The organism is Nostoc sp., from assembly GCF_036917515.1.
Lineage (GTDB): Bacteria > Cyanobacteriota > Cyanobacteriia > Cyanobacteriales > Nostocaceae > Nostoc.
Genome location: NZ_JBALDE010000227.1, coordinates 23,577 through 44,623 on the forward strand (window position 1 = coordinate 23,577; position 21,047 = coordinate 44,623).

The 21,047-nt window shown below is 41.1% G+C and carries 16 protein-coding genes, 1 pseudogene and 2 riboswitches; of the genes and pseudogenes, 7 read left to right on the forward strand and 10 right to left on the reverse strand.

What is annotated here, in order from left to right; all coding sequences use genetic code 11:
- Positions 1–129 precede the first annotated feature (129 nt).
- Entirely contained in the window at positions 130–633 is a 504-nt protein-coding gene (locus tag V7K89_RS29840) for a hypothetical protein (protein WP_335193766.1), read from the forward strand.
- Between the two features lie 92 nt (positions 634–725).
- Here V7K89_RS29840 and V7K89_RS29845 read toward each other — a convergent pair whose 3' ends face one another.
- From V7K89_RS29845 to V7K89_RS36165, 4 genes and pseudogenes are all read right to left on the reverse strand, one after another.
- Positions 726–4,871, reverse strand: a complete 4,146-nt coding sequence (locus V7K89_RS29845) for a two-partner secretion domain-containing protein (RefSeq protein WP_335193768.1) — start codon at positions 4,869–4,871, stop codon at positions 726–728.
- Positions 4,872–4,946: 75 nt separating this feature from the next.
- Positions 4,947–6,305, reverse strand: coding sequence for an AAA-like domain-containing protein (locus tag V7K89_RS29850; protein ID WP_335193770.1), 1,359 nt, complete (start codon positions 6,303–6,305; stop codon positions 4,947–4,949).
- A 129-nt stretch (positions 6,306–6,434) separates the two neighbouring features.
- Positions 6,435–6,950, reverse strand: coding sequence for a pentapeptide repeat-containing protein (locus V7K89_RS29855; protein WP_442941798.1), 516 nt, complete (start codon positions 6,948–6,950; stop codon positions 6,435–6,437).
- Positions 6,933–6,989, reverse strand: a pseudogene (locus V7K89_RS36165) (hypothetical protein); the annotation flags it as partial. The pseudogene V7K89_RS36165 and the gene V7K89_RS29855, both read right to left, overlap by 18 nt.
- 48 nt (positions 6,990–7,037) lie before the next feature.
- On the opposite strand from V7K89_RS36165, the gene V7K89_RS29860 reads away from it, so the two are divergent.
- On the forward strand, positions 7,038–7,232 hold the full coding sequence (locus V7K89_RS29860; RefSeq protein ID WP_335193772.1) for a hypothetical protein: 195 nt from the start codon (positions 7,038–7,040) through the stop codon (positions 7,230–7,232).
- A 96-nt stretch (positions 7,233–7,328) separates the two neighbouring features.
- Here V7K89_RS29860 and V7K89_RS29865 read toward each other — a convergent pair whose 3' ends face one another.
- From V7K89_RS29865 to V7K89_RS29875, 3 genes are all read right to left on the reverse strand, one after another.
- Positions 7,329–8,342: an ABC transporter ATP-binding protein gene (locus V7K89_RS29865; protein ID WP_335193774.1), complete on the reverse strand. Its 1,014-nt coding sequence runs from the start codon at positions 8,340–8,342 to the stop codon at positions 7,329–7,331.
- Between the two features lie 221 nt (positions 8,343–8,563).
- Complete coding sequence (locus V7K89_RS29870; RefSeq protein WP_335193776.1) at positions 8,564–9,235, reverse strand: TonB-dependent siderophore receptor; 672 nt, start codon at positions 9,233–9,235, stop codon at positions 8,564–8,566.
- Positions 9,236–9,298: 63 nt separating this feature from the next.
- On the reverse strand, positions 9,299–10,582 hold the full coding sequence (locus V7K89_RS29875; protein ID WP_335193778.1) for an ABC transporter substrate-binding protein: 1,284 nt from the start codon (positions 10,580–10,582) through the stop codon (positions 9,299–9,301).
- Between the two features lie 22 nt (positions 10,583–10,604).
- Positions 10,605–10,747, reverse strand: a riboswitch (cobalamin riboswitch).
- A gap of 168 nt (positions 10,748–10,915) precedes the next feature.
- On the opposite strand from V7K89_RS29875, the gene V7K89_RS29880 reads away from it, so the two are divergent.
- From V7K89_RS29880 to V7K89_RS29890, 3 genes are all read left to right on the forward strand, one after another.
- Complete coding sequence (locus V7K89_RS29880; protein WP_442941794.1) at positions 10,916–11,083, forward strand: hypothetical protein; 168 nt, start codon at positions 10,916–10,918, stop codon at positions 11,081–11,083.
- A 370-nt stretch (positions 11,084–11,453) separates the two neighbouring features.
- Positions 11,454–12,479 carry a helix-turn-helix transcriptional regulator gene (locus V7K89_RS29885; protein WP_335193780.1) on the forward strand — a complete coding sequence of 342 codons (1,026 nt, stop codon included), beginning with the start codon at positions 11,454–11,456 and terminating at the stop codon, positions 12,477–12,479.
- Positions 12,480–12,582: 103 nt separating this feature from the next.
- The gene (locus tag V7K89_RS29890; RefSeq protein ID WP_335193782.1) at positions 12,583–15,354 is read left to right on the forward strand and encodes a TonB-dependent siderophore receptor; all 2,772 of its coding nucleotides are present in this window, start codon (positions 12,583–12,585) and stop codon (positions 15,352–15,354) included.
- Positions 15,355–15,523: 169 nt separating this feature from the next.
- Here the strand turns inward: V7K89_RS29890 and V7K89_RS29895 are convergent, their stop codons facing one another.
- A complete protein-coding gene (locus tag V7K89_RS29895; RefSeq protein WP_335193784.1) occupies positions 15,524–16,150 on the reverse strand; it encodes an NADPH-dependent F420 reductase in 627 nt (208 codons plus the stop codon).
- 90 nt (positions 16,151–16,240) lie between these two features.
- On the opposite strand from V7K89_RS29895, the gene V7K89_RS29900 reads away from it, so the two are divergent.
- On the forward strand, positions 16,241–16,396 hold the full coding sequence (locus V7K89_RS29900) for a type II toxin-antitoxin system RelE/ParE family toxin (protein ID WP_335193786.1): 156 nt from the start codon (positions 16,241–16,243) through the stop codon (positions 16,394–16,396).
- Here V7K89_RS29900 and V7K89_RS29905 read toward each other — a convergent pair.
- Both V7K89_RS29905 and V7K89_RS29910 read right to left on the reverse strand, forming a co-directional pair.
- On the reverse strand, positions 16,393–17,265 hold the full coding sequence (locus V7K89_RS29905; protein WP_335193788.1) for a (2Fe-2S) ferredoxin domain-containing protein: 873 nt from the start codon (positions 17,263–17,265) through the stop codon (positions 16,393–16,395). The genes V7K89_RS29900 and V7K89_RS29905 overlap by 4 nt on opposite strands.
- 43 nt (positions 17,266–17,308) lie before the next feature.
- Positions 17,309–19,348 carry a TonB-dependent receptor plug domain-containing protein gene (locus tag V7K89_RS29910; RefSeq protein ID WP_335193790.1) on the reverse strand — a complete coding sequence of 680 codons (2,040 nt, stop codon included), beginning with the start codon at positions 19,346–19,348 and terminating at the stop codon, positions 17,309–17,311.
- 406 nt (positions 19,349–19,754) lie between these two features.
- A riboswitch (cobalamin riboswitch) is annotated at positions 19,755–19,904 on the reverse strand.
- Positions 19,905–20,385: 481 nt separating this feature from the next.
- Here V7K89_RS29910 and V7K89_RS29915 point away from each other — a divergent pair.
- Positions 20,386–21,039 carry a PepSY-associated TM helix domain-containing protein gene (locus V7K89_RS29915; protein ID WP_335193863.1) on the forward strand — a complete coding sequence of 218 codons (654 nt, stop codon included), beginning with the start codon at positions 20,386–20,388 and terminating at the stop codon, positions 21,037–21,039.
- The last annotated feature ends 8 nt before the right edge of the window (positions 21,040–21,047 follow it).

Here is a 21,047-nt window from a genome sequence, read left to right on the forward strand (position 1 = left end):
GATAAGTTTTAGCAACACAAATGTGTAATTAATTAGGAGAACATTCTCATGTCTAATCAAGATGTCGTTAATCAAGCTGTCGTTAAGTTTAATGATAAGTTTTTTCTCAAACACGAGAGCGGAAAATACTTGATTGCGGTTGAACAAGGACGCTACAACTGGCCCAAGTTGAGCCAAGAGAAAAAAAAATTAGTAAAACTTGAACTTGTGGGCGGCAATGGCGAGGTTCAAGCCAACAGCCACATCAAAATCAGAACGACAGAATCAGCAATAGGCAACAATAATGTTTTGGGGGCTTTTGCGGATAGCCATGATTGTTACTATTGGCAAGATGGCTATGATGAGGATAAACAGAGCTGGCAGATTACTAAAGCGGATGGCGATGCAAGTCCAATTCGCTATGGCGATCGCGTTCGCATCACCAACATCTCCTACACTAATCAAAGCCTAGCTGCCGATACAAAGTACGATGGTTATATAACTACCGTGGAAAATGCTGGCGACTCGTGGATCTTAGCACCTGTTCCCGCCGTAGACGCTTCTTTTAGAGGTTTAGACGATACAGGGAGGCACGATCCGGAGGAAATAAGTGATGGAGAGGATGATGATGATGATGCTCCTACTTGGTTCTAATTCATCTGTACTATCGGCTTTTTCTCGTTCGTCGTGGTTCGTCGTTGTGTTGCGTGTTTGACGGCGACGACAAATATTGATGGGTGAATCAGTCACGGTTGATATGATAAATTCCCGCAATCACTTTTACTTCTCCCACCATCAGGTTGTATTTGGGTAGTATTTGCCACCAATTCTACCTGTCCTTGTTGATTAATCATCCATCCAGTAGCTTCTAGTAATGGTGGTTGCCCTTTTATTTCTGGTACTTTTCTATGGCTGATTTGCCCTGATTTATTTGGGAAATCTGCACCAATTCGCATATCCTGTAAAACTACTTGACCGCGCAACACTTGGCGGGGGTCTTCTGGTAAACCTCCGCGTCCGCTAATCACAAAATTCGCCTCTTCGTTGCTGGGACAACCAGCGACAATTTGATTGGAAGGGTCGGTAGGCACAGAAGGTAATTGAGTTAATCCTCTAGAAGGGTCAACATCTGGGGTGTTGATATTAACGATGCCATTGATGCCTAATTGAGAACTGGCGGTGATATCACTATTTGGAGTAAGTTTGTCATTAACTTGTAAGCCAAAAATACCTTGAGTAGTAATGTTGATATCCCCACCATTTCCAGCAAAAGCATTGGCGGTGATGTCGCTGTTTTCTAACGGGACAGCAGTAATAAATTTACTATTAATATTGATATTGCCACCATTACCACCGCCACTGTTTTCTGTTCCCGCACGGGTGGAAATTTGACTGTTATTTCGTAAAAGTAAATTATTGGCTACCTTGAGGTTGATGTTACCTCCTTGTCCAGAGATGCTGGTAGCTGCGATGGAACCTCGATTGAGAGAAATTGCACGGGCATCAATATTAATATCTCCAGCATTGCCTGTTCCTAAAGCGCTGACAGATACGGTGGCGCGATCGCCAATATTTAAGTCACCATTGGGAATGTTGATATTAATGTCTCCCCCGTTTCCTGAAGCAGTTTGAGCCGAAGAGGCAAATAAGCCTGAACCGAAACTCTGCTGTGAGGGGTCAATTAAATCAATGGACTCGAAACCATTAACTATTAAATCCCCAGCTTTTCCAGAACCAAAGGTAGTAGTAAATACCTGTGCGCCACCTTTGGCTATAAGTTGACGCGCTGTTAAGTTAACATTGCCAGATTCGGCATTAGTTAATGTTCCCGTACCGATAAAAGAGTTATCTAACTCGAAATTATTACTGCTATTCAGGGTAATATTCCCCCCTTGTCCTTGACCCAAAGCGGTAGTAGCAATTAATCCACTATTGCGAGTAAGAAAATTCGGGGTTTGAATCACAACATTTCCGGCTTTACCTTGGCCTGTGCTGACAGCAACAATTCCCTGGTTAAAGTTAGCAGGGCTAAGAGTACCTGCATAAATTGGATTGATAATTTTTTCTTGCAAGTCTGCAAATCCATTTCCAGCAACTTCTACAGATTCGCTGGCGTTGATAGTAATATCACCTCCGTTACCAGTTCCAGCTGTGGAAGCGTTAATCCTAGCGTTATCTAATTGCAGCCTGCGGGTATTAATTGTAATGGGTGCGCCATTTCCTTGACCAACGGTAGCGCTGGTAATCTCTCCTCCTTGGCGGACAATTAACTGTCCAGTCGTAATATTCAAAACCCCAGCATTACCAATCGGACTCAAGGAACCTGTTGCGATCTGACTGGGAAAACTGCTATTGTCTGCGAAATTCCCCACCACTTCTACTTTGTCGGTAGCGTTGAGATTTAATGTTGCTCCATTGCCCTCTCCTGTGGTTGCTGAGGAAACAATGGAACCATCACGGACATTTAGTTGTTTAACTGATAAAGTTAAGTTGCCAGCATTGCCTGTACCAGCTAGCGCTGTTGCATTGATTATCGACCTATTAGTGAGCGTTACATTATCAGCATTAATTGTCAAATCCCCAGCTTGCCCGGAACCAGCAGTTGCTGTTTGAATCCCAGCAAAATTCTGCAACAATATTTCTGTAGCATTAATTGTTAAATCTCCGCCATTACCTGACACTGGGAACGTGCTAATTCCACCTGCATCTCGAAGCACTAAGCGCCCAGTGTTAACCGTTAGTTTACCAGCGTTGCCACTCCCAAAAGCATTTGTACTTATACCTACTCCTGTTCCTTGTAGAAGTTGGCTCACCAATTGGCTAGGGGTAAGTATTGGGGTTGTGGGTTGACGACCGATAACTTCTACGGATTCTAAAGCATTAATTGTTAAGTTCCCGGCATTACCCGTAGTGTTTGCGTCAGTTCCAGTACTTATGGTAGTTGCTTTAAAAGGGAAAAAAGCTGTTGGATCTTGGCTAACGCTCAACCGACGAGCATTGAGAGTAAAATCTCCAGCATCGCCGCTAGCACCAGTAGGCAGATTTACAGCCAACGCCGCATCAGAATTTGTACCAATATCGCTTGTCCGCATGACTACATCATCTATAGCATTGAGAATCATATTTCCCCCTCGACCTTTACCCCTAGCTAGGGCGAAAATAGATGTAGTATCTAGAAAGATTGAGTCGGCAGTGAGGGTAATATCATTGCCTTTACCAGCACCTAAGTTGGCATTGACAATGCGAATATTTTTACTAGAGAGGATATTACCACTAGTAAATGTAATTTTCCCTGGTGTGTCTCCAATAGAAGCGATATTACCAGAACGAGGAAAATCGCCTGCGGCGTTGAGACTGAGATTACCTGCAGCGGTAAGAGAAATGTTTCCTGCTTGCTGTTGGGCATTAGCTAACAGATAATTAGTAGTAGTAATTCCGCCTGCGCTGCTGTTAATAGTAATGTCACCGCTATTAATGGAGTCGGTGATATTGGGTATGTTGAAAAACCCACTAATTAAATTACCAGTCGTAATATCATTGATCGCATTTAAAGTAATGTTGCCACCATTGCCGCTACTTTTTGCAGAGATAATAGATGCATCGGTAGTATTAATTTGATTATTTTGCCCATTTCCTGATGTAATAGTTGCATTGCCGCCATTGGTGAGAATTTGGGAACCTGGGTTCATGAAAAATTGCGCTATTCCAGGATCTCTTTGGGTGGCGATCGCATTTTCATCGTTAATTTTGGCATTAAAATTACCACCATTGAGAATAATACTGCGGTTGGGATTGATGGTGAGCGATCGCCCCGCTTCTAAGTTAAGATTATTTGCCCTAACGCCTGTGATATCATCATCAACAGTAATATCATTATTAGCTTGTAAACTGACATTATTAAGTGCTAACGCTTGGCTTAAACTTTGACCGCTAACAGTGCCCCCTGCTTGAATCAGAATATCTTTCAGGTCAAGCAGTAATGTACCAAAACCATTTGCAGCACTAGTATCCACAGTACCAGCAAATTCTACTCTGCCACCTGATACTTCTACAAAACCACCGTTCCCAGAATTGTCACCGCCACGGGCACTAATATTACCCTCAAAACGGGTTAGATCATTTGCTTTAATAATTACAGTGCCACCATTGCCATTATTAAGAGCATCAGTGTTAATAGTGGCATTCTTTAATAAATTCACCTGATTTCCTAAAATCTGCACCGTTCCCCCTGGTACAGTCAAAGAACCTGTGTTAGTAACAATCTCTCCTTGTAACGTAAGAGTTTGTCTACTACCTATTGTTAAATTTCCTTCTACACTAATCTCTGCTTGTTGTTGGTGCAAGGCATTAGCAAATAAAACTGTTGGCTGAATTGTGAGTAAATTACTATTTTGTGGTTCTGTTGCACTAAATAGCCCATTTTCTCCTAATCTAATTGCATTTGCAGTACTAGCTACAAAAGAACCTGCGATATCTAACCGGACATTTTTACCAAAAACAATCCCATTCGGATTAATAAAAAATAAATTTGCGGTACCATCTATACCTAATGTGCCGAAAATCTTAGATATATGATTTCCGGTAACACGAGTGAGGATGTTACTAATGCCCGCCGGATTAGTAAAATAAACCTGCTGCCCTTGATTAACATTAAATTCTTGAAAACTATGGAAAAGATTACCACCACGAATTGCACCTCCACCAATTAATTCATGAATATTTTGAGGTGTAATGGTAGATTTTTCGCTTCCTAAAGTGTTATCAGGTATTATTTGAGCGTTAGCTGGGTAAAAATCAGTAAAAAAATAAGTAAATATATTACTAAAAAATAAGATTATATATATTTTCAAATACCAAGAGTACTGTCTAGGAATATTTACTACTTTCAACATAAGTCAACTTATTTTTTTTCAAAGTTACAGATACCCTACTTATTTAAGAAGTCGTGTATCTTATGATCTTGTTTATTACGAATGATTTAAAATTGCTGTTTTATTAATAAAGTAATCACTAAAATACTCTCTATATAACCCACAACTAACTGTTGCAGTTTTCTTTTCTAGATATATCAGCCCTAAACTTTTTAACTTAAATGCTACTTCTTGCTCTAAGGTAATCGGTACAGTTGACCTAATAACCTGTTGAAAAGCATCAACCAAATCAGGACTTTGCAGAAGAGAGTGTAACTGATTGTGTAAATGCTCACTAAAAATTCCAGTATCATTTGTGGCATCTTGTAGTATCTTGTCCACAGGAATTTGATATTGAACGCTATGATAAAATGCCAGTCGCACCAAGTAAGGAAATCCTCCTGTCAGTGCCATTAATTGTTCAAATTGGAAAGCTGTTAGTTGGAGTCTGTGACGTTGGGCTAAATCCTCTAATTGCAATCTTGTAAAAGCAGGTAAATCAATTGCTAACCCTATATTAAAAGGAGATTTATTAATCTCTAAATTAATATATATATCGGTAGATTTAACAATTAACACTCGTAACTTTTGCCAAATTGATATATCTCTAGTTTCTTCATACCATGAACGCAATAGCCCCAAGAAATCACGAGTCAATTGAGTATATTCAAACAACTTATTCACTTCATCTAACGCTAAAATTAAGGGAGTATTGATTTCCTGTAAAACATACCCTTGAAAATAGATAGTACAGTTCATCAAATCACCTATATCCTCGTCCCAATATTCCTCTAGCTTCGATTTTATTCCTAACTGATGAGTAACATTTGCACAGAACCAGCGTAAAAATTTTTCTAATGAGCTAAAAACTTCTGTTTCAGCACGATGTAAACTTAACCTTACAGTATGATAACTATGCGAACTACCATAGGCAAGGATTCTAGTCATTAAAGAAGTTTTTCCCATCTTTCGCGGCGCTTTGATGTGGATAAACGCACGAGGTTGAAGAATTGCTTGATAACAGACTTGTTCTAAACCCCGCTCAATATACAAGGTAGAAGAAAGCGGAACTTGTCCATCTGAAGGTTCTAAATTTATCTTTTGCCATATATGTGTAGGCTGAGATATTGTTTGCAAAGATGAATTATCTAGTCGTTGCTCTAGCACAGCACGACAGTTAGTGCGATTAACTTTCTCACCAAGAGTAGTAGAAAGTAGTTGCCACAATTTAGGAGCAACCAATTGTCTAATATAATTCTCCGAGTAGTTATTTTCTATAGCAATTTGGGCATAATTTTTTTTTGTTTCCAATAGAGATGCAGACAAGACAGCTTTTTGGATAAATGAGAGTGATTTTCCTGTCTTATCATTAATTAATATTTCAGTATACTCAATAATTTGTTCTATGCTCCTCATCTGTCTTCAAAATTAAAGGTATTTAAAGCTCCATTTCCTAAAACAGCAATTATAAATTGTTTGTGAACACTAAATATTTCTCTTGTTTCTCTTCTCTGTGCCTCTATTGGTTCATGCGTGAGATTCTTTTTACAAATCAGAAATATTTAATGCTCCATTTTTCTTCAACCATTGCTTTTGTTGAGGAATTAACCCAATAGCGTCAGTAAATAGCGCTCCCTTAACGCGAGAACCGGAAGAATTTACTTCCTCTAATTGGGTATTTGTAAAATTTGCGTGTCTTAAATCACTATCACTCAAATTTGCCCCATTTAGAACTGCCTCCTCTAAGTTGGCGTTAAATAAAGAAGCTAACTTTAAATCAGCACGACTCAAGTCTGCATTAAATAAACTGGCTAACTCCAAGGCAGCTTGACGTAAAATTGCATCACTCAAATCTGCACTACTCAAGTCCACTTTAATTAAATCTGATTCTGTTAAGTTGGCTCCCTTTAAAATAGTATCCTGTAATTGCGCTCCTTCCAAATCAACTTGTTGTAAAGCAGCAGCACATAAAATCGCTCCTTCCCAGTTGGATTGGCGAAGATTGGCATCATCAAACTTAGCGGCAGTGCAATTTGTGCCTTTGAGACTCGCTTTAAACAAATTTGCTCCAGTTAAGTCTGCTTGAGTCAAACAAGCATTTTCTAAATCAGACTTGTTTTAGCGAAGTAGAGCCAACAAAACGAGATTTTGATCCTGGCGACGCTCGGCAACCGCACTGGGTTAGGCACAGAGCGGATGATTGGCTGCTTTATCAATGACGTGATTCTGCGATCGCTAATTTTGCCGGAACAGACTGGCTCAACCGTCATTAAACAACTTCAAGAGACCGTTTCCGTTCTTCGGAATTGTAGACCTGCAGTATGGACATTGCACAGTAGATAACCTCAAATCATCCCTCTATTATGCAACGCCCTATTAGCTTGAGATGTGACTCCCCAAGGTAATACATTAATGTATCTGGGGGAATAGACAATGCTTTTATAAACAATCTAAAAATTTAATCATCTCGTACAATGAATGATAAGTATATACAGTTTGGCTGTTTGTGATTTTCCAAAAAACTTGTTTAGAATTTGATATCACTTCTACTGAAATTGGTAAGCTATTTTTACTTTGATTAACTTGGAAGCCTGCACGTTTTAAAGCACGAATAGTCCATGTTGCTGCAATCCCCTCACCTATCAAATTAATTTCTCCTTTATGGGATGTATGGAGATGAAATTCACCGGAAGCAACATCAAACTCTACACCTTCACTCTCAAAAGTATCAGCAAACGTACCATTCAACACTAAATCTTCCGGTGCGCCAACGTGTAAAATACCATTAGTTGATAATAGCCAAACTTTATCAGCGAGGCGCAAAGCTAAATTTAAATCGTGGGTAGAAAGGAGAATCGCTTGATTAGTTTCTCGTGCTAACTGGCGCAACAATTGCATAATTTCCACCCGTCGCGGTAAATCGAGAAATGCAGTTGGCTCATCAAGTAATATCATAATAGGCGACTGAGCCAACGCACGAGCAATCATAATTTTTTGACGTTCACCGTCACTTAATTCGCTAACTTGGCGTTGTGCTAAGTGTACTGCTCCTACAGATTTGATTGCCCAATGTACTATTGCTTTATCTTCGGGTGTTAAATTTCCCCACCAATCAGTGTAAGGATATCGTCCTAGAGTCACTAAGGTGTAGGCTGATAGCATTCCTACATCAACTTTCTCGGTAAGTACCAAACTCAGACGTTTAGCTAAGTTCTGTGGTTGTAAATGATAGATGTTTTTGCCCAAGAGTTTTACTTCACCTGCAATTGGGGGTTGCATTCCGGCGAGCGATCGCAGTAATGTAGATTTACCCGCACCATTGGGGCCAAGTAAACAAACCAGTTCCCCCGCTTGCAGAGATACAGAAATATCAGAGGCGACACACCGAAAAGTTTTACGGGATGTCTTATAACCGATAGTCAAATTATGAGTTGTCAGAATTGAATTACTCATTACCGGAATAATACACCTCATCAATTTATAGCGGATTAACCTTAGAAATACTCTACGTTACCACTGAAGTTATAATCGGCAAAAACCGCCGCTCAAACTTGTGTGTGTGCTTACTCCTTGTACCTCTGCGTTTAAAAAAGCTGAGTTCACTCATAACGGAAAAGACTTCGGAAATTATGCCATAGAATTACCCAAGTAACAACCAAGACCAACAAAGCCAGTTAAAACTCCCAACTTATAGAACCAACAATGGTAAGAGGTTCGCCGATTCCGATAAAGCTAAAGCTCCTATCACCTTCAACAGTGCTTACATAGTATATATCGAACAAATTGCGGATATTGATTGCAGCTTTGAGGCGATCGCGTCGATAATAAAGTGCTGCATCAGTCCGCAAATAATCGTCTACTTGAAACGAGTTAGCCAAGTCGCCCTGTCTTGAACATACATAAAACAGTCCCAGACCGAATCCTAAACCTTGCAAATCTCCTTGTTGAATTTCATAAGTTGTCCAAAGACTGGCTTGATGCTCTGGCACGTTCAGCAATCGATTATCTACAGGAATATCATTATCTTTAGTGACTTCTGCATCGGTATAAGCATAGGACGCAATCACCTTCAGCCCAGGTAGGATTTCACCAGAAACATCGAGTTCGATTCCTTGACTGCGCTGTTCTCCAGTCAGAATAAAAAACCCCGGATTATCCAAATCGGAGGTGGTCACGTTTGTCTTGGTGAGATGATAGGCTGCCAGGTTAGTTGAGAGCCTGCCGTCTAAAAATTCAGTCCTAACCCCTATTTCGTACTGGGTGCCTCTGCTTGGCTCAAACAGTTCATCATCCACGCTGCGTCCTGAGTTTGGAACAAATCTACCATAAGTTTGAGAACTGAGCATACATCACAAGCTAAGAATACGTTAGTGTGGACGCAATAGAGATTATTGCCGAGAGTTCGAGATTTAAATTAGTTTGCGGTAATAAAACAATTGATGATTAAATAATATTTTAGGATGGAATATCTTAATTAAATCCGCTAAAATAATATCTGGATTATTAATCCCACCTTCCCAGTAATCATTACCTCCGCTTTCATTGACACGAGCATTATTATTATAAAGATTGCCTGTTTTCACTGCTTTAAAATCAGCATAGCGATTATCTTCAGCCAATAAATATTGTAAACTATGCCAAGATTGGCTCAAATTCAACCAGTAGTCAGCGTTTGCAGCACGTTCTAAAACAACTTCAAAAGATAGAGGTAAACTACCAGAAGATTTATCATAGCTCCAAAGATAGTTTGCACCCGCATCAGCAAGATATTGGGCTACGTAACTTTTACTACCCGGCATAAACCAAGTTCCTTTAAAGTTGAAACCCACAAATACACTCGGACGAATTTTGGCAGATTTAGCTTTTTGAGCTATTTGTTTGTATTTCTCAGCAATTTCCTTAAATATCTTTTCTGCTTGTGCTTCTTTGTTAAAAAATAAAGCCGTAAATTTCAACCATTCACTTCTACCCAATGGTGTATCTTCCATATATTCAGCATTTATCCCGACTTTTAAACCTGCCTCTGTGAGTTTGACATAGTTATCAGTTTGGGTATTTCCCGTGACAAAAGTTGTTACCAAGTCAGGATTTAATTCTAATAACTTCTCGATATCCACATTGGCATTGTTACCTATTTGTGCTACTTTGCCTGCTTTAATTCTTTCTACCACATCAGCCGTATTCACTTGCTTAGTATCACTAAGTCCAATAAGTTTATCAACTACTCCTAACTTAGCTAAATGTGGTAAATGAGTTGTAGATAAAGAGACTATGGAATGAATAGGAACTGTAATTATTTGTGCTTGATTAAATCCCTTTGGTGTGGGACTTCCACATTGAACTAAAGCATATTGAAACGTTGTTTTTGCATTCTGCCAAGGATTTTTGATAGTGACTACTTTGTAGTGTTTGTGATATTCTATTGCCAAGCCTGTGGCATGAGTAATTTTAACTTTATTGGGAAAGTAATCAGTATTTTTATTGTATCTTTGAATACAATTGTTATTATTAGTATTTGTAGATATGTTGATTGCTGTACTATGGCAAGCAATGATTAAAGTCGCAATTAATAAGAATTGACTCGCGCCTACAGCAATACGAAAAACCAGCTTTTGATGGCGGAAACGCCCGCCGTTGGCAAAGCCTCTCGTAGAGAAGGCATCGCGAAAAATCCGTGCAACTATAGCCATCATCCGTACCTCGCAGATGGTGTGAACAGTAAGTTAACCATCGGCGGGCATCCTGACTCGGAGGCATAAGCCTCTTCACAGTTGCGGGACAGCGCCGGATTTACACCGGACTTTCCCCCTTGCGTCTGATGGCTGCTCCCCATCAGAACCGACCTCTGCATTGGAGCATATTTTGAAGCGTGCTATATGCAAAAGCAACAAATTTTTAACAAATCTACTGTTTGTACGGGTTGATAGAGTTACAGGCGAAGCAAGCATTGATTGCGATCGCCCTTGCTTTTCATACTCCAGTTAGGCGATTCTATAAAAATACAATTATTCTCATCTCAGCGAATTATGCTTGGCGTTGCTCATAAGTTTGGTAATAATAGCCATGAATATCAAATGGCTGGAGGAATTCGTAAAAGCGATATCTACGACAGGCTACGCCAACACAAACGTACTGCGCGTCAAACTAATATCGATCATACCCCGCACTCAGCCGCTCCTGATGCGTCAAGCTGATTCATAGTGACAATTTGATGTGTGCATTGAGCGATGTCTACAACGGGCTACGCCTACGCACTAATTGTTATAGCTATTTTCAGTTAAATCGACCACACGGTAGGGGCGCAAGGTCTTGCGCCCCTACGACAGGTATGGTTTAAATACATGAAAACTGCTGTAAAATGCGATAAATGCAATAAATGTGATCGCTATACAGTTTTTATGTTTTATGCCTAGTCATTTGCTGCAAAATACTACCGACGATATATCTAAACTTAACTATTCATACTCTAATCAGGCGATTCTATAAAAATACAAAATTATTCTCATAAGCAAATCGTGCAGCAGATGAAATTGAGAATCTACCTAAGTAAACCCAACTCTCACCATGACCCTCACCATTTCAGGAACTTCTTATTTAGAAGAATTGTTGGAGACAGAACATACCAAGCGCCCTTTCGATCCATTCGACCCCTTAGATGTGCTTTGGCAGTATCCTTCCCGACTGGGTAACGGGCAGTGCCGAATCATCCAACTGCGAGAAGGGTTGCGAATCGTAATTATTAACATCCAGTTGCACGATAATTTGATTACCAAAGTCATAGAGCGAGAGCATGGTTTAGAATTTACCTTCTTACTTTCAGGAACGCAAGAACTGCGAAGCACTCATGAGGAGCGTTTCACGACCGCAGGGGCTGGATACTACTTTGGTGGACAATACTTTTTTTGTGGCAGCGGGACAGCACCCCAAGAACTCACTGAGTTGTCAGCAAAACACTACTCTCAAACGGTTAATATCGAAATCGATCCAGAGTTATTTTGCTCTTTTACTGGAGATCCATTCGGAGAACTACAACTAAATCTAAAGCATCTAATTCGACAGACAACTCAGGAATATTACGCCCGTGCTGGAACGATTACTCCTGCGATGCAAATTGCCTTACGGCAGATTATCCAGTGTCCTTACCAGGGCTTAAACAAGCGGCTGTATCTGGAGAGCAAAGTGCTGGAGTTAATGGCGCTGGTCATTGAGCAGGAACTTGAAATCAGCAATAGCAACGAGAATGCTCACTCCTTGAAGCCAGATGTAGCAGACAGAATTTACCGTGCCAGAGAATTGCTGCTGCAACGATTGGATAATCCTCCAACCTTAATGGAACTGGCGCAACAGGTGGAATTAAATAGCCGCACACTTAAAGAAGGATTTCGTCAAGTGTTTGGCAAACCTGCGTTTAGTTACCTGCATGACTATCGGCTAGAACAGGCGCGTCAACTTTTGGAAGCAAAACAGATGAAAGTGACTGAAGTGGCTAATGCCGTGGGGTTCGGTCACAGCTATTTTGCCAAAGCCTTTAGCAAGAAATTTGGTCTGACTCCCAAACTCTATCAAAAGCAATGGAAAAAGTTCCTCTAGTCCTAAAAAAAAGTTCTTCTAGCTGCAAAAAGTACTTTCTGTGATTTCGGCTCACCTGTATTCTCTATTTATTGAGAAGAATTCTTGTTGGGTGTGGGGAGTCATGATAAATCAGTTGCAGTGGCTAGGTTTGGTGGCTAGTTCTTTGCTGGTGCTGGGCGTTGGGCCTGTTTGGGCACAAGGAAAAAAAGTACAAAATCGGGAAAATTTAGCGACATCGGCTCAAAGGGTGGCGGATCGAGGCGATGCCTACGGCGGGTTGCGCCTACGCGAATTGGTGAATCATAATATAGCTACCCAAGACAAAGTAAGACCGAGAAAGCAAACCTCTAGCAGGATTCGACAACTGAGTGAAGTTGAGCGTCCTAGCACTAGCGCCCAAATGCTCGTGCAGTCGCCAACACCAAGCAACCCCTCAAACCTTGGGGGTGAAGTTGTACCAATAACGTCTGTGAAAGCGAATCCTACTTCTAAAGGTGTAGAGGTGATTTTAGAGACACCTCGCGGCGATCAACTACAAGTAACAAATCGCAGTACTGGTAATAACTTTATTGTAGATGTAGCTGGTGGGCAGTTGCGCTTACCTAGTGGTGAAGCTTTTACATTCCGTTCTGATAAACCAATTGAGGGAATTACTGAAATAACAGTTACGAATCTTGATGCAAATACTGTGCGAGTGACGGTGGTGGGTGTTGCGGTTTTACCAACCGTTGAGTTATTTGATGATAATGCAGGGCTAGTTTTTGCAGTAGCTTCTACAGCAACGGCGACACAGCCACCGCAACAGCCATCCCAAACACCCCAAGCACAGCCACCGGAAAACCAGACACAACCAAAACCATCAACTGGTGATGAGCCAATTGAACTGGTAGTAACGGGGGAGCAAGATAGTTATCGTACAACAGATGGGTCAACTGCTACCAAAACCGATACCCCCCTGCGCGATATTCCTCAGTCGATTCAGGTTATACCTCAGCAAGTGCTACAAGACCAGCAGGTGACGAACCTGCAGGAAGCCCTCAGAAATGTCCCTGGTGTATCTCAAGGAACGAATCCATCAGGTCGTGGAACATTTGATCTACCCGTGATTCGAGGCTTTAATGCTGGTGGCGATATCCTGAGAAACGGGTTGAAAGATCCCACAAATCAATACATTGGTTTTGAAGCGGCAGGACTCGAACGGATTGATGTACTTAAAGGACCTGCCTCTGTTCTCTATGGTCAAGGCTCATTAGGAGGAGTCGTCAACTATGTAACCAAACAGCCACTTAGAGAACCGTACTATTCGTTAGAAGCCTCTGCGGGAAACTTCAATTTATACCGGGGCGCAATAGACTTTTCCGGTCCACTCAATGACAGCAAAACGGTATTATATCGGCTAAACGCTGCTGCTTTAACCACCGAAAGTTTCCTTGACTTTTATGATGAGCAGAAATACTTTGTTGCTCCTGTATTCTCTTGGCAAATTAGCGATCGCACCAAGTTGACTCTGCAAACTGAGTACTTGACTCGACAGAGAGATTTTGGTCAGGTGGGTCTTCCTGCTGTCGGCACGGTTCTGTCAAATCCAAATGGGAAAATACGCCGCGATCTCAACATTGCCGGACCAAACACCGGAGATAATTTGCGTGCCATTCGAGTTGGCTACGATCTAGAACACCGCTTCAGTGAAAACTGGCAGATACGCAGTGCTTTTGGAGCTTCTTTGATTAACCGCGATCGAGACAAAGGTATCTTCTTTGCTACTGCATTAGCTCCTGATAACCGTACCTTAAGTAGAAATTATCAAAAGGAATATTATGATGATGAAACATTCTTCAATTCTGATACTTATGTAGTGGGTAAATTTGCTACAGGCAGTATTCAACATCAAATTGTTGCAGGCTTTAATCTGACTAGAAGCCAATCTGATTATATAAATATTCAGCGGTCTGCTGCTCCAATTGATCTATTTAATCCTGTCTATAATGAGACACTTGGTGCAGTAAACAGAACATTGGATGTTTTTCAATTAATCGACAGACTAGGTGTTTATGTTCAAGATCAAGTCTCGCTGGCAGAAAACCTGAAGTTACTGCTAGGCTTGCGGTTTGATACTTCTAAGCAGACCATAGAGAATCGGGTTGCTAATACAAAGCAAGAGCAATCCGATGATGCATTCAGCCCCCGTGTGGGAATTGTTTATCAACCTGTGCCGCCAATTTCGCTTTATGCCAGCTACAGTCGAGCATTTAATCCAGTTGTTGGCAACTCCTTTGATGGCAATCAATTCCAACCAGAGCGCGGCACTCAGTATGAAGTGGGTGTCAAAGCCGATTTAAATGATAGACTTTCTGCAACACTCGCCTTCTATGAGCTAACTCGTTCTAATGTCTCAATCACTGACAGTAGACCAGGTGTACCACCAGGCTTTTCCATCCAAACGGGTGAGCAACGTAGCCGGGGGATTGAATTGAACATTGCAGGTGAAGTTTTGTCGGGATGGAACATCATTGCTGGGTATGCTTACACTGATGCAGAAATCACTGAGGACAATAACATATCGCTAGTTGGAAATCAGTTAAATAATGTGCCAAAACATAGCTTAAATTTCTGGACAACTTACCAAATTCAGTCTGGCAATCTCCAAGGCTTAGGCTTTAGCTTAGGATTTTTCTTTGTCGGCACTCAACAAGGAGACTTAGCCAACACTTTTGAACTTCCTAGTTATCTCACCACAGATGCTGCCATCTTCTATAAGCGGGAACAATTTCGAGCCGCTCTTAACTTCAAAAATCTGTTTAACGTTGACTACTTTCAGTCTGGAGGGAGCCGGGTGTCCGTTTATCCTGGTGAGCCGTTCACAGTACAGGGGACGATTTCATGGCAATTTTAGGCAAGAGTAATTATTTTGGCGTCGAGTGGGTGCATAGTATCTCCATCAGAAAATCGCCTAACGAACACTAAACGTTTTTGTATCAACAGAAAAGTCGAATGTACTGTAAGTAGCTTAGAGATTGCGGTAATCAAAGCCATAAACTAAGGTTTGATTATTAGCAAACAGATCACCGAAGTCGGCGGAGGAAGTGGAGGTCGAGGCCGGACAGTGGAGCGCCGACCTCATGCATTGCACCACCCGTTGCCAGGGAACCGAGATCAACCGCGACCAACCCGGTGCTGTCGATCAACTCCATCACCAGCTGTTTGGCTTCGTGGTCGTCGCCGGAAGTGAAGATGACTGTGCGGGGTTTATTTGGTGAGAAATCCTGTATCCAGGCCATTGGTATGTTGCTGATGGATTTAACGAGCCGCGCGCCAACTGCCATCTCAGCAACCATCTCGCTAAAGGTGCGCCCTTTCAATGCGGCACGCGATCTGGTCACACCAGCCAGACTAATGTCCGGCACAGCGTCCATATGTGCGTTCGTTGCATCGATCAGGATACGGCCTTGCCAATCAACTCCCTTTAGAGCATCGGCCACACGGACCCAATTCGTGGCAAGAATGACGACATCGCATTCGGCAGCCTGTTGCTTCGTCCCCGCGATCGCGCCTGAACCGAGATCGGCAACAAAATCAGCAAGCGTCTCCGGTCCTCTTGAATTTGATACGACTATGCTGTGACCAGCGGTTAACAAATGACGGCCAAACGTACCCGTGACGGTACCGGCGCCTACAAAGCCTACTTTCATGACTAATCTCCTTTCTTCCCTTGGACTTGCGAACGAGCTTACAGCCACTTACCCTATGCTTTGTCCTAATTCCAATACTTTACAGCATAAATGGAAAATTTACAGGTGGAAGATTTTAAGGATTATCTAATTTTCTATCGCATTCAGGATGCTACTGTTGAGATTCTGAGGGTATTTCATGGAGTAGGATATTTTGCAGATCTACTGGGCGAATTAAACGAAGATTTTAATACAGACCTAATTTAAACAGACTCTGGTGGATATATATATTCAGAGACTTTATTCCCTTTCACCAAATGTTCATTGACAATAGTTTCAGCAACATTTGAGTTAACGCGAGTGTACCAAGTTCTATCATCTGAATAAAATACTACTGGCCCTAATTGGCAAACTTCTAAACAACCAGATGTTCTCACTTCCACGTCGAAACCTGCTTTTTCAACTGCTGATTTTAAAGCGTTAAAAGTAGGTTGCCATTTGCGAGAAGGAAGACAACGAGTTGAAGTGCAAACTGAAATATAAGAATGTTTTAGAGGGTTTTTGGGAAACGGTATCGGTTTTTTACCTAATACATAAATATCTCGTAGTTCCTCGTAAAGAGCTAACTTTGATAAATTCGGCTTGCCTTCTGGTAATAAATTCTCACCTTCTACATATGGATTTGGTAAGAAAATAGTCATGAGGTTTTCATCTGCACCATTCCAAAAATCGATTCCCCAACTTATAGGAATACCTTCTGCATTAAACCGTCGATAAAATGCAGCACGACTTACTTGACGTTGTTGCCTTAATTCTAAAGGAGTCTTACAATAAGGGCCACCTAAATTCGCCTCTATACATAGATGCAAATGCCAGCCTTCTGCGACTACTGTGAGATATCCATCATAGAGGATACAAATTTTAGGTGGAGCATTAAATTCTAATTCTAATACACCTCCTTGGACAATATGCCCTACCCCTACCTGCTGCCAATTCTGCTGAAATAGAGTGTAGAGTAATGATGACAAAACATCGGTACTCGAATCAAAATATTCGTATTCAATAGACCCCCCCGTAGATAAAACCTCATTCACAACCTTATTTACTGGAGTTACCCAACAATTAAACTCAGTCATTTAATACTCTCCTCTGCGTCTGTGCGTGAAAAAACTCTTTCCTTCAAAACGTAGAACTCAACCCAACTTGAAAAACCCTTCCCCCATCAGGATAACCTGGGAACAACTGATAACGCTGGTCAAAAAGATTATCTACACTACCTGTAAGTATTAAGTTATCACTTAGAGGTACGCGCATTTTGAAATCAAAAGTAGTGTACCCAGGCAAAGATTCTGTATTGGTGTTGTTTATGGGATACGCACCCAAAGAATGCATTAGTATTCCAGCATATAAGCCTTGAGAAGTTTCATAAGAAAGTCCTGCATTTAAACTGTCTGCACCTGCGAATCGCAATTCTTTATCAACTTCGGCAGAGTTTGTACTTATTAAAATCTGCGGATCGTTTGCTGTATAACCAACAAAAGCGTAGACATTCTTCGCTAACTGCAAATTTAAAACTGCTTCAATTCCTGTAGTGCGAACCTTACCAATATTTTCGTAAGTAGCTACCGGAACAGCAAAGTTATAAGCGATTAAATCTGATATTGTGTTGTTGAAATATGTCAAACGCAATAGACCAAAATTGCCTAGTTTTTGGTCAATTCCGATATCATAACTATCACCTTTTTCTGGACGCAGATTAGGATTGCCAACGTAAGTACTACCATTTGCATATAAGTTGAAAAGATTCGGCGCACGGAAATTCTTGATATAATTAGCTCTCAAGGTGGTAGAGTCCGTAAGTGCAAATTTTGCTCCGACACTGGGTGATGTAAAAGAGCCATTGGTCAAGCTGCTAAAATCCTGACGTAAACCTAAGTTGGCAGTGAAAGTAGGGGTAAAGTTGATTTCATATCTAGCAAATAGCGCTCCTTGACTAATACTATCGTCGTAAGTGACTGTTTTTGTATCAACAGAAAAGTCGAATGTACTGTTAGTAGCTGATACATTGCGGTAATCAAAGCCATAAACTAGGGTTTGATTATTAGTAAATTTCCAACTATGTTGTGCTTGCAATCCGTAAGAAGCTTGCCTGTTATCATATCGTGCTTGGGATGAATTGCGACTATCAAAACGAGTGTTAAGGAAATCTGCATACACTCTTGCTGTTAGCAGCGAATCATTTCCACTTCCTAATTTTGAATTCCAAGTTAAATCTGTGAGAACTTGGTCTGTGTATTTGCGATCGCTATCCGTCAACGAGTTAAAATAGCCTTGACCATATAATGGCTCAGGAATGGGGACTCCTCCTGGTACTCCTTGATTTTTACCTAAGTATAGGGTTGAGAGGGTTAGAGTATCGCGCTTTCCTAAATTCGCCTCCAACTTAACATTAAAGTTATTGTAGAGAACATCATTATTTTCCCTGGTTTCCTCGAAGTTCGCCTCTGGGATAGAAAAAGGATAATTATTTTCAGCTTCAGTACGGTTGTAACCTACAACCCAACCAATATCTCCTATTTTTCCGCTACTGTTGATAGTCTGCTGATTTAACCCGTATGCGCCAAAAGTAACTCCCGCTTGCGTTGTCACTTTTTCTGTAGGACGACGAGTAATAATATTAATCACCCCTCCAATTGCATCAGAACCATAAAGGGTAGAACCACCACCTGGTAATACTTCGACTCTTTCAACGATATTGGTAGTAAATTCTGAAAGGTCAAAACCACCAGAACCAAGTTCATTAATTGGTCTACCATCAAGTAAAATCAAGACTTGTGCAGAGTTAGAACCTCGGATAAATTGACCGCTTAAGGCATTCACTTCTGTACCAACTGTTCCATCAGGTAAGATACCTGGAAGGAATTTTAATGCTTCTCTAACAGTTCTAGCACCCTGCGCTTCCATCTCTTCACCCGTAATTACGTAAACCGGACGGGTGGAATCTTTCACTGTCCCTTCGCGGCGAAAGGGCGAGTAAACAGGTTCATTGAGTAGCTTGTCGATGACTGTTAATTCAATATCTGGTTCTTCTGTGGATGCTGGAGTATTTTCAGGTGTTACTTGTGCAACTGGTTGTAAGTCTCTTGCAGAACCTTCATACTTGGGAAACTCAGATATTTGTGGAACTTGATTAGCGTAGGCGTAGCTCAACCTAGGCATCGCTACATTTCCTCCACATACCATCGCATAAATTGTAGTAAAAACGAAGATTTTTGAGAAAAATTCACAATAAGTAACTATACGGGAAGTGGACATGAAACTCCTCGTTCTCAGTAAAGACAGGTATTTATTTGTGCTGTTGAATTTTGAAGATTTAGGCTTTAACTAGCTTGCTGCAATGCATTGCCATACCTAAATCATGGTGGATACTATTTGGATAGCAAAAAAGACTCTGTGGTATTTCTTATGAATACCCAAATTCCTATAGCACAACCCAAAATTGAGTGTCGTTACTAACAGCGAAGCGAAGTAGTAAAACTTGTAGAGGGTACTATCTTAAAACAGTATCTATACCCATGAAATTTTTTAATCAAATATATCATCTGTACCTCGCAGATAAGTGTTTTGTGTCTAGAGCGAGTCGGCGGGCATTCTGACTTAGAGACACGTTATCTTCGTCTCATTACAGCTGCGGGACAGCACCGGATTTACACCGAACTTTCCCCCTTACGCCTGATGGCTGCTCCCCATCAGAACCGACATTCATGTGTCACATTACCATAGTTGCTGTCTGTATGTAAATTCAGCTGCCAACAATTTTGATAAATATTCCAACTCTCGAAATTACTGTAAAATACTGAGAATAATCATCTAAATTTGCTATTAATCGCCTGCAATGACCATTACTCTCACACAATAATCGCAATAAGAAAAGCCGAAACACTTATGCTTTAAGCGGTTTGCAATTGCTTGCGTAATTTATGCCCGGGTTTGGTCATTATAGGGTAAGCTTTCGGTCGGCGTTTACGGACTCGTGGTTCACTTCGTACTGGACGATCAGGAACAGCCTTGTGAACAATAACTTTTAGTAAAGTACAATAAATTTGAGGATGTTTTGTTGAAGTTGCGGCTAACAATTGGGGAACAAAGTTATTTAAATGATGGTGAGTAGCTTGTAACGACAAGTGTAAAGGAGGAGCGCCATAATTGGTTGTGCTAACTTAGGACACTTTGCAGCTGCCTTCAGACGCAGGTTTATTTCTGGCTTCAAAATTAAGTGGAATGCTCATCCCAAACGGGTTAACTTTGATGTTCATAAAGTTGCTGGCGTTGTGACAGCAGTATTTCTGATATTTGCATTCTTTACAGGATTTTGCTGGAGCTTTAGTGAGTTCATCAACCCGATGATCTATGCTGTGACTTTTTCCAAACAGCAACCGACTCCGGTATCTGTTCCGATTGCTGGTAAGTCTGCGCTTGGACTAAAAGAACAATTAAAAACGGCTATTGCTGCTTTACCGGATGCAGCGCTTAGGAGTATTTATTTTCCAAGTAAACCAGAAGAAGTCTTAACAGTTAGCTTTAAGCTTCCCCAGGAAACTGAGGACTATGGTCAAAGCAGTGTTTACCTCGACCAATATAGTGGTAAAGTTTTGCGAGTGGATAGTTCTTTGAAGTTATTGTTAGGCGATCGCATCATCAACTTTTTTGGTCCTTTACACTTTGGCACTTTTTTGGGACTTCCATCCCGAATTTTCTACGTCTTTGTCGGACTTGCATCGTTAATTTTGTTTATTACTAGCTTTGTGATGTGGCGGTATCGTTATCAAGCAAAATTTAGGAGTAGCGATGCCTATGGCAACCTGAAGCGGGAACGCCCAATAGAAATATCATACTTAGGTCGAAATTAACTGACAAC

What these genes read in the sequence shown, in the direction of transcription:
- V7K89_RS29865 (WP_335193774.1), bottom strand. Translation starts at nt 8,342, where the DNA reads ATGAGTAATTCAATTCTGACAACTCATAATTTGACTATCGGTTATAAG.
- V7K89_RS29890 (WP_335193782.1), top strand. Translation starts at nt 12,583, where the DNA reads ATGATAAATCAGTTGCAGTGGCTAGGTTTGGTGGCTAGTTCTTTGCTG.
- V7K89_RS29875 (WP_335193778.1), bottom strand. Translation starts at nt 10,582, where the DNA reads ATGATGGCTATAGTTGCACGGATTTTTCGCGATGCCTTCTCTACGAGA.
- V7K89_RS29850 (WP_335193770.1), bottom strand. Translation starts at nt 6,305, where the DNA reads ATGAGGAGCATAGAACAAATTATTGAGTATACTGAAATATTAATTAAT.
- V7K89_RS29905 (WP_335193788.1), bottom strand. Translation starts at nt 17,265, where the DNA reads ATGACTGAGTTTAATTGTTGGGTAACTCCAGTAAATAAGGTTGTGAAT.
- V7K89_RS29895 (WP_335193784.1), bottom strand. Translation starts at nt 16,150, where the DNA reads ATGAAAGTAGGCTTTGTAGGCGCCGGTACCGTCACGGGTACGTTTGGC.
- V7K89_RS29910 (WP_335193790.1), bottom strand. Translation starts at nt 19,348, where the DNA reads ATGCCTAGGTTGAGCTACGCCTACGCTAATCAAGTTCCACAAATATCT.
- V7K89_RS29900 (WP_335193786.1), top strand. Translation starts at nt 16,241, where the DNA reads ATGGAAAATTTACAGGTGGAAGATTTTAAGGATTATCTAATTTTCTAT.
- V7K89_RS29870 (WP_335193776.1), bottom strand. Translation starts at nt 9,235, where the DNA reads ATGCTCAGTTCTCAAACTTATGGTAGATTTGTTCCAAACTCAGGACGC.
- V7K89_RS29845 (WP_335193768.1), bottom strand. Translation starts at nt 4,871, where the DNA reads ATGTTGAAAGTAGTAAATATTCCTAGACAGTACTCTTGGTATTTGAAA.
- V7K89_RS29880 (WP_442941794.1), top strand. Translation starts at nt 10,916, where the DNA reads ATGCTTGGCGTTGCTCATAAGTTTGGTAATAATAGCCATGAATATCAA.
- V7K89_RS29885 (WP_335193780.1), top strand. Translation starts at nt 11,454, where the DNA reads ATGACCCTCACCATTTCAGGAACTTCTTATTTAGAAGAATTGTTGGAG.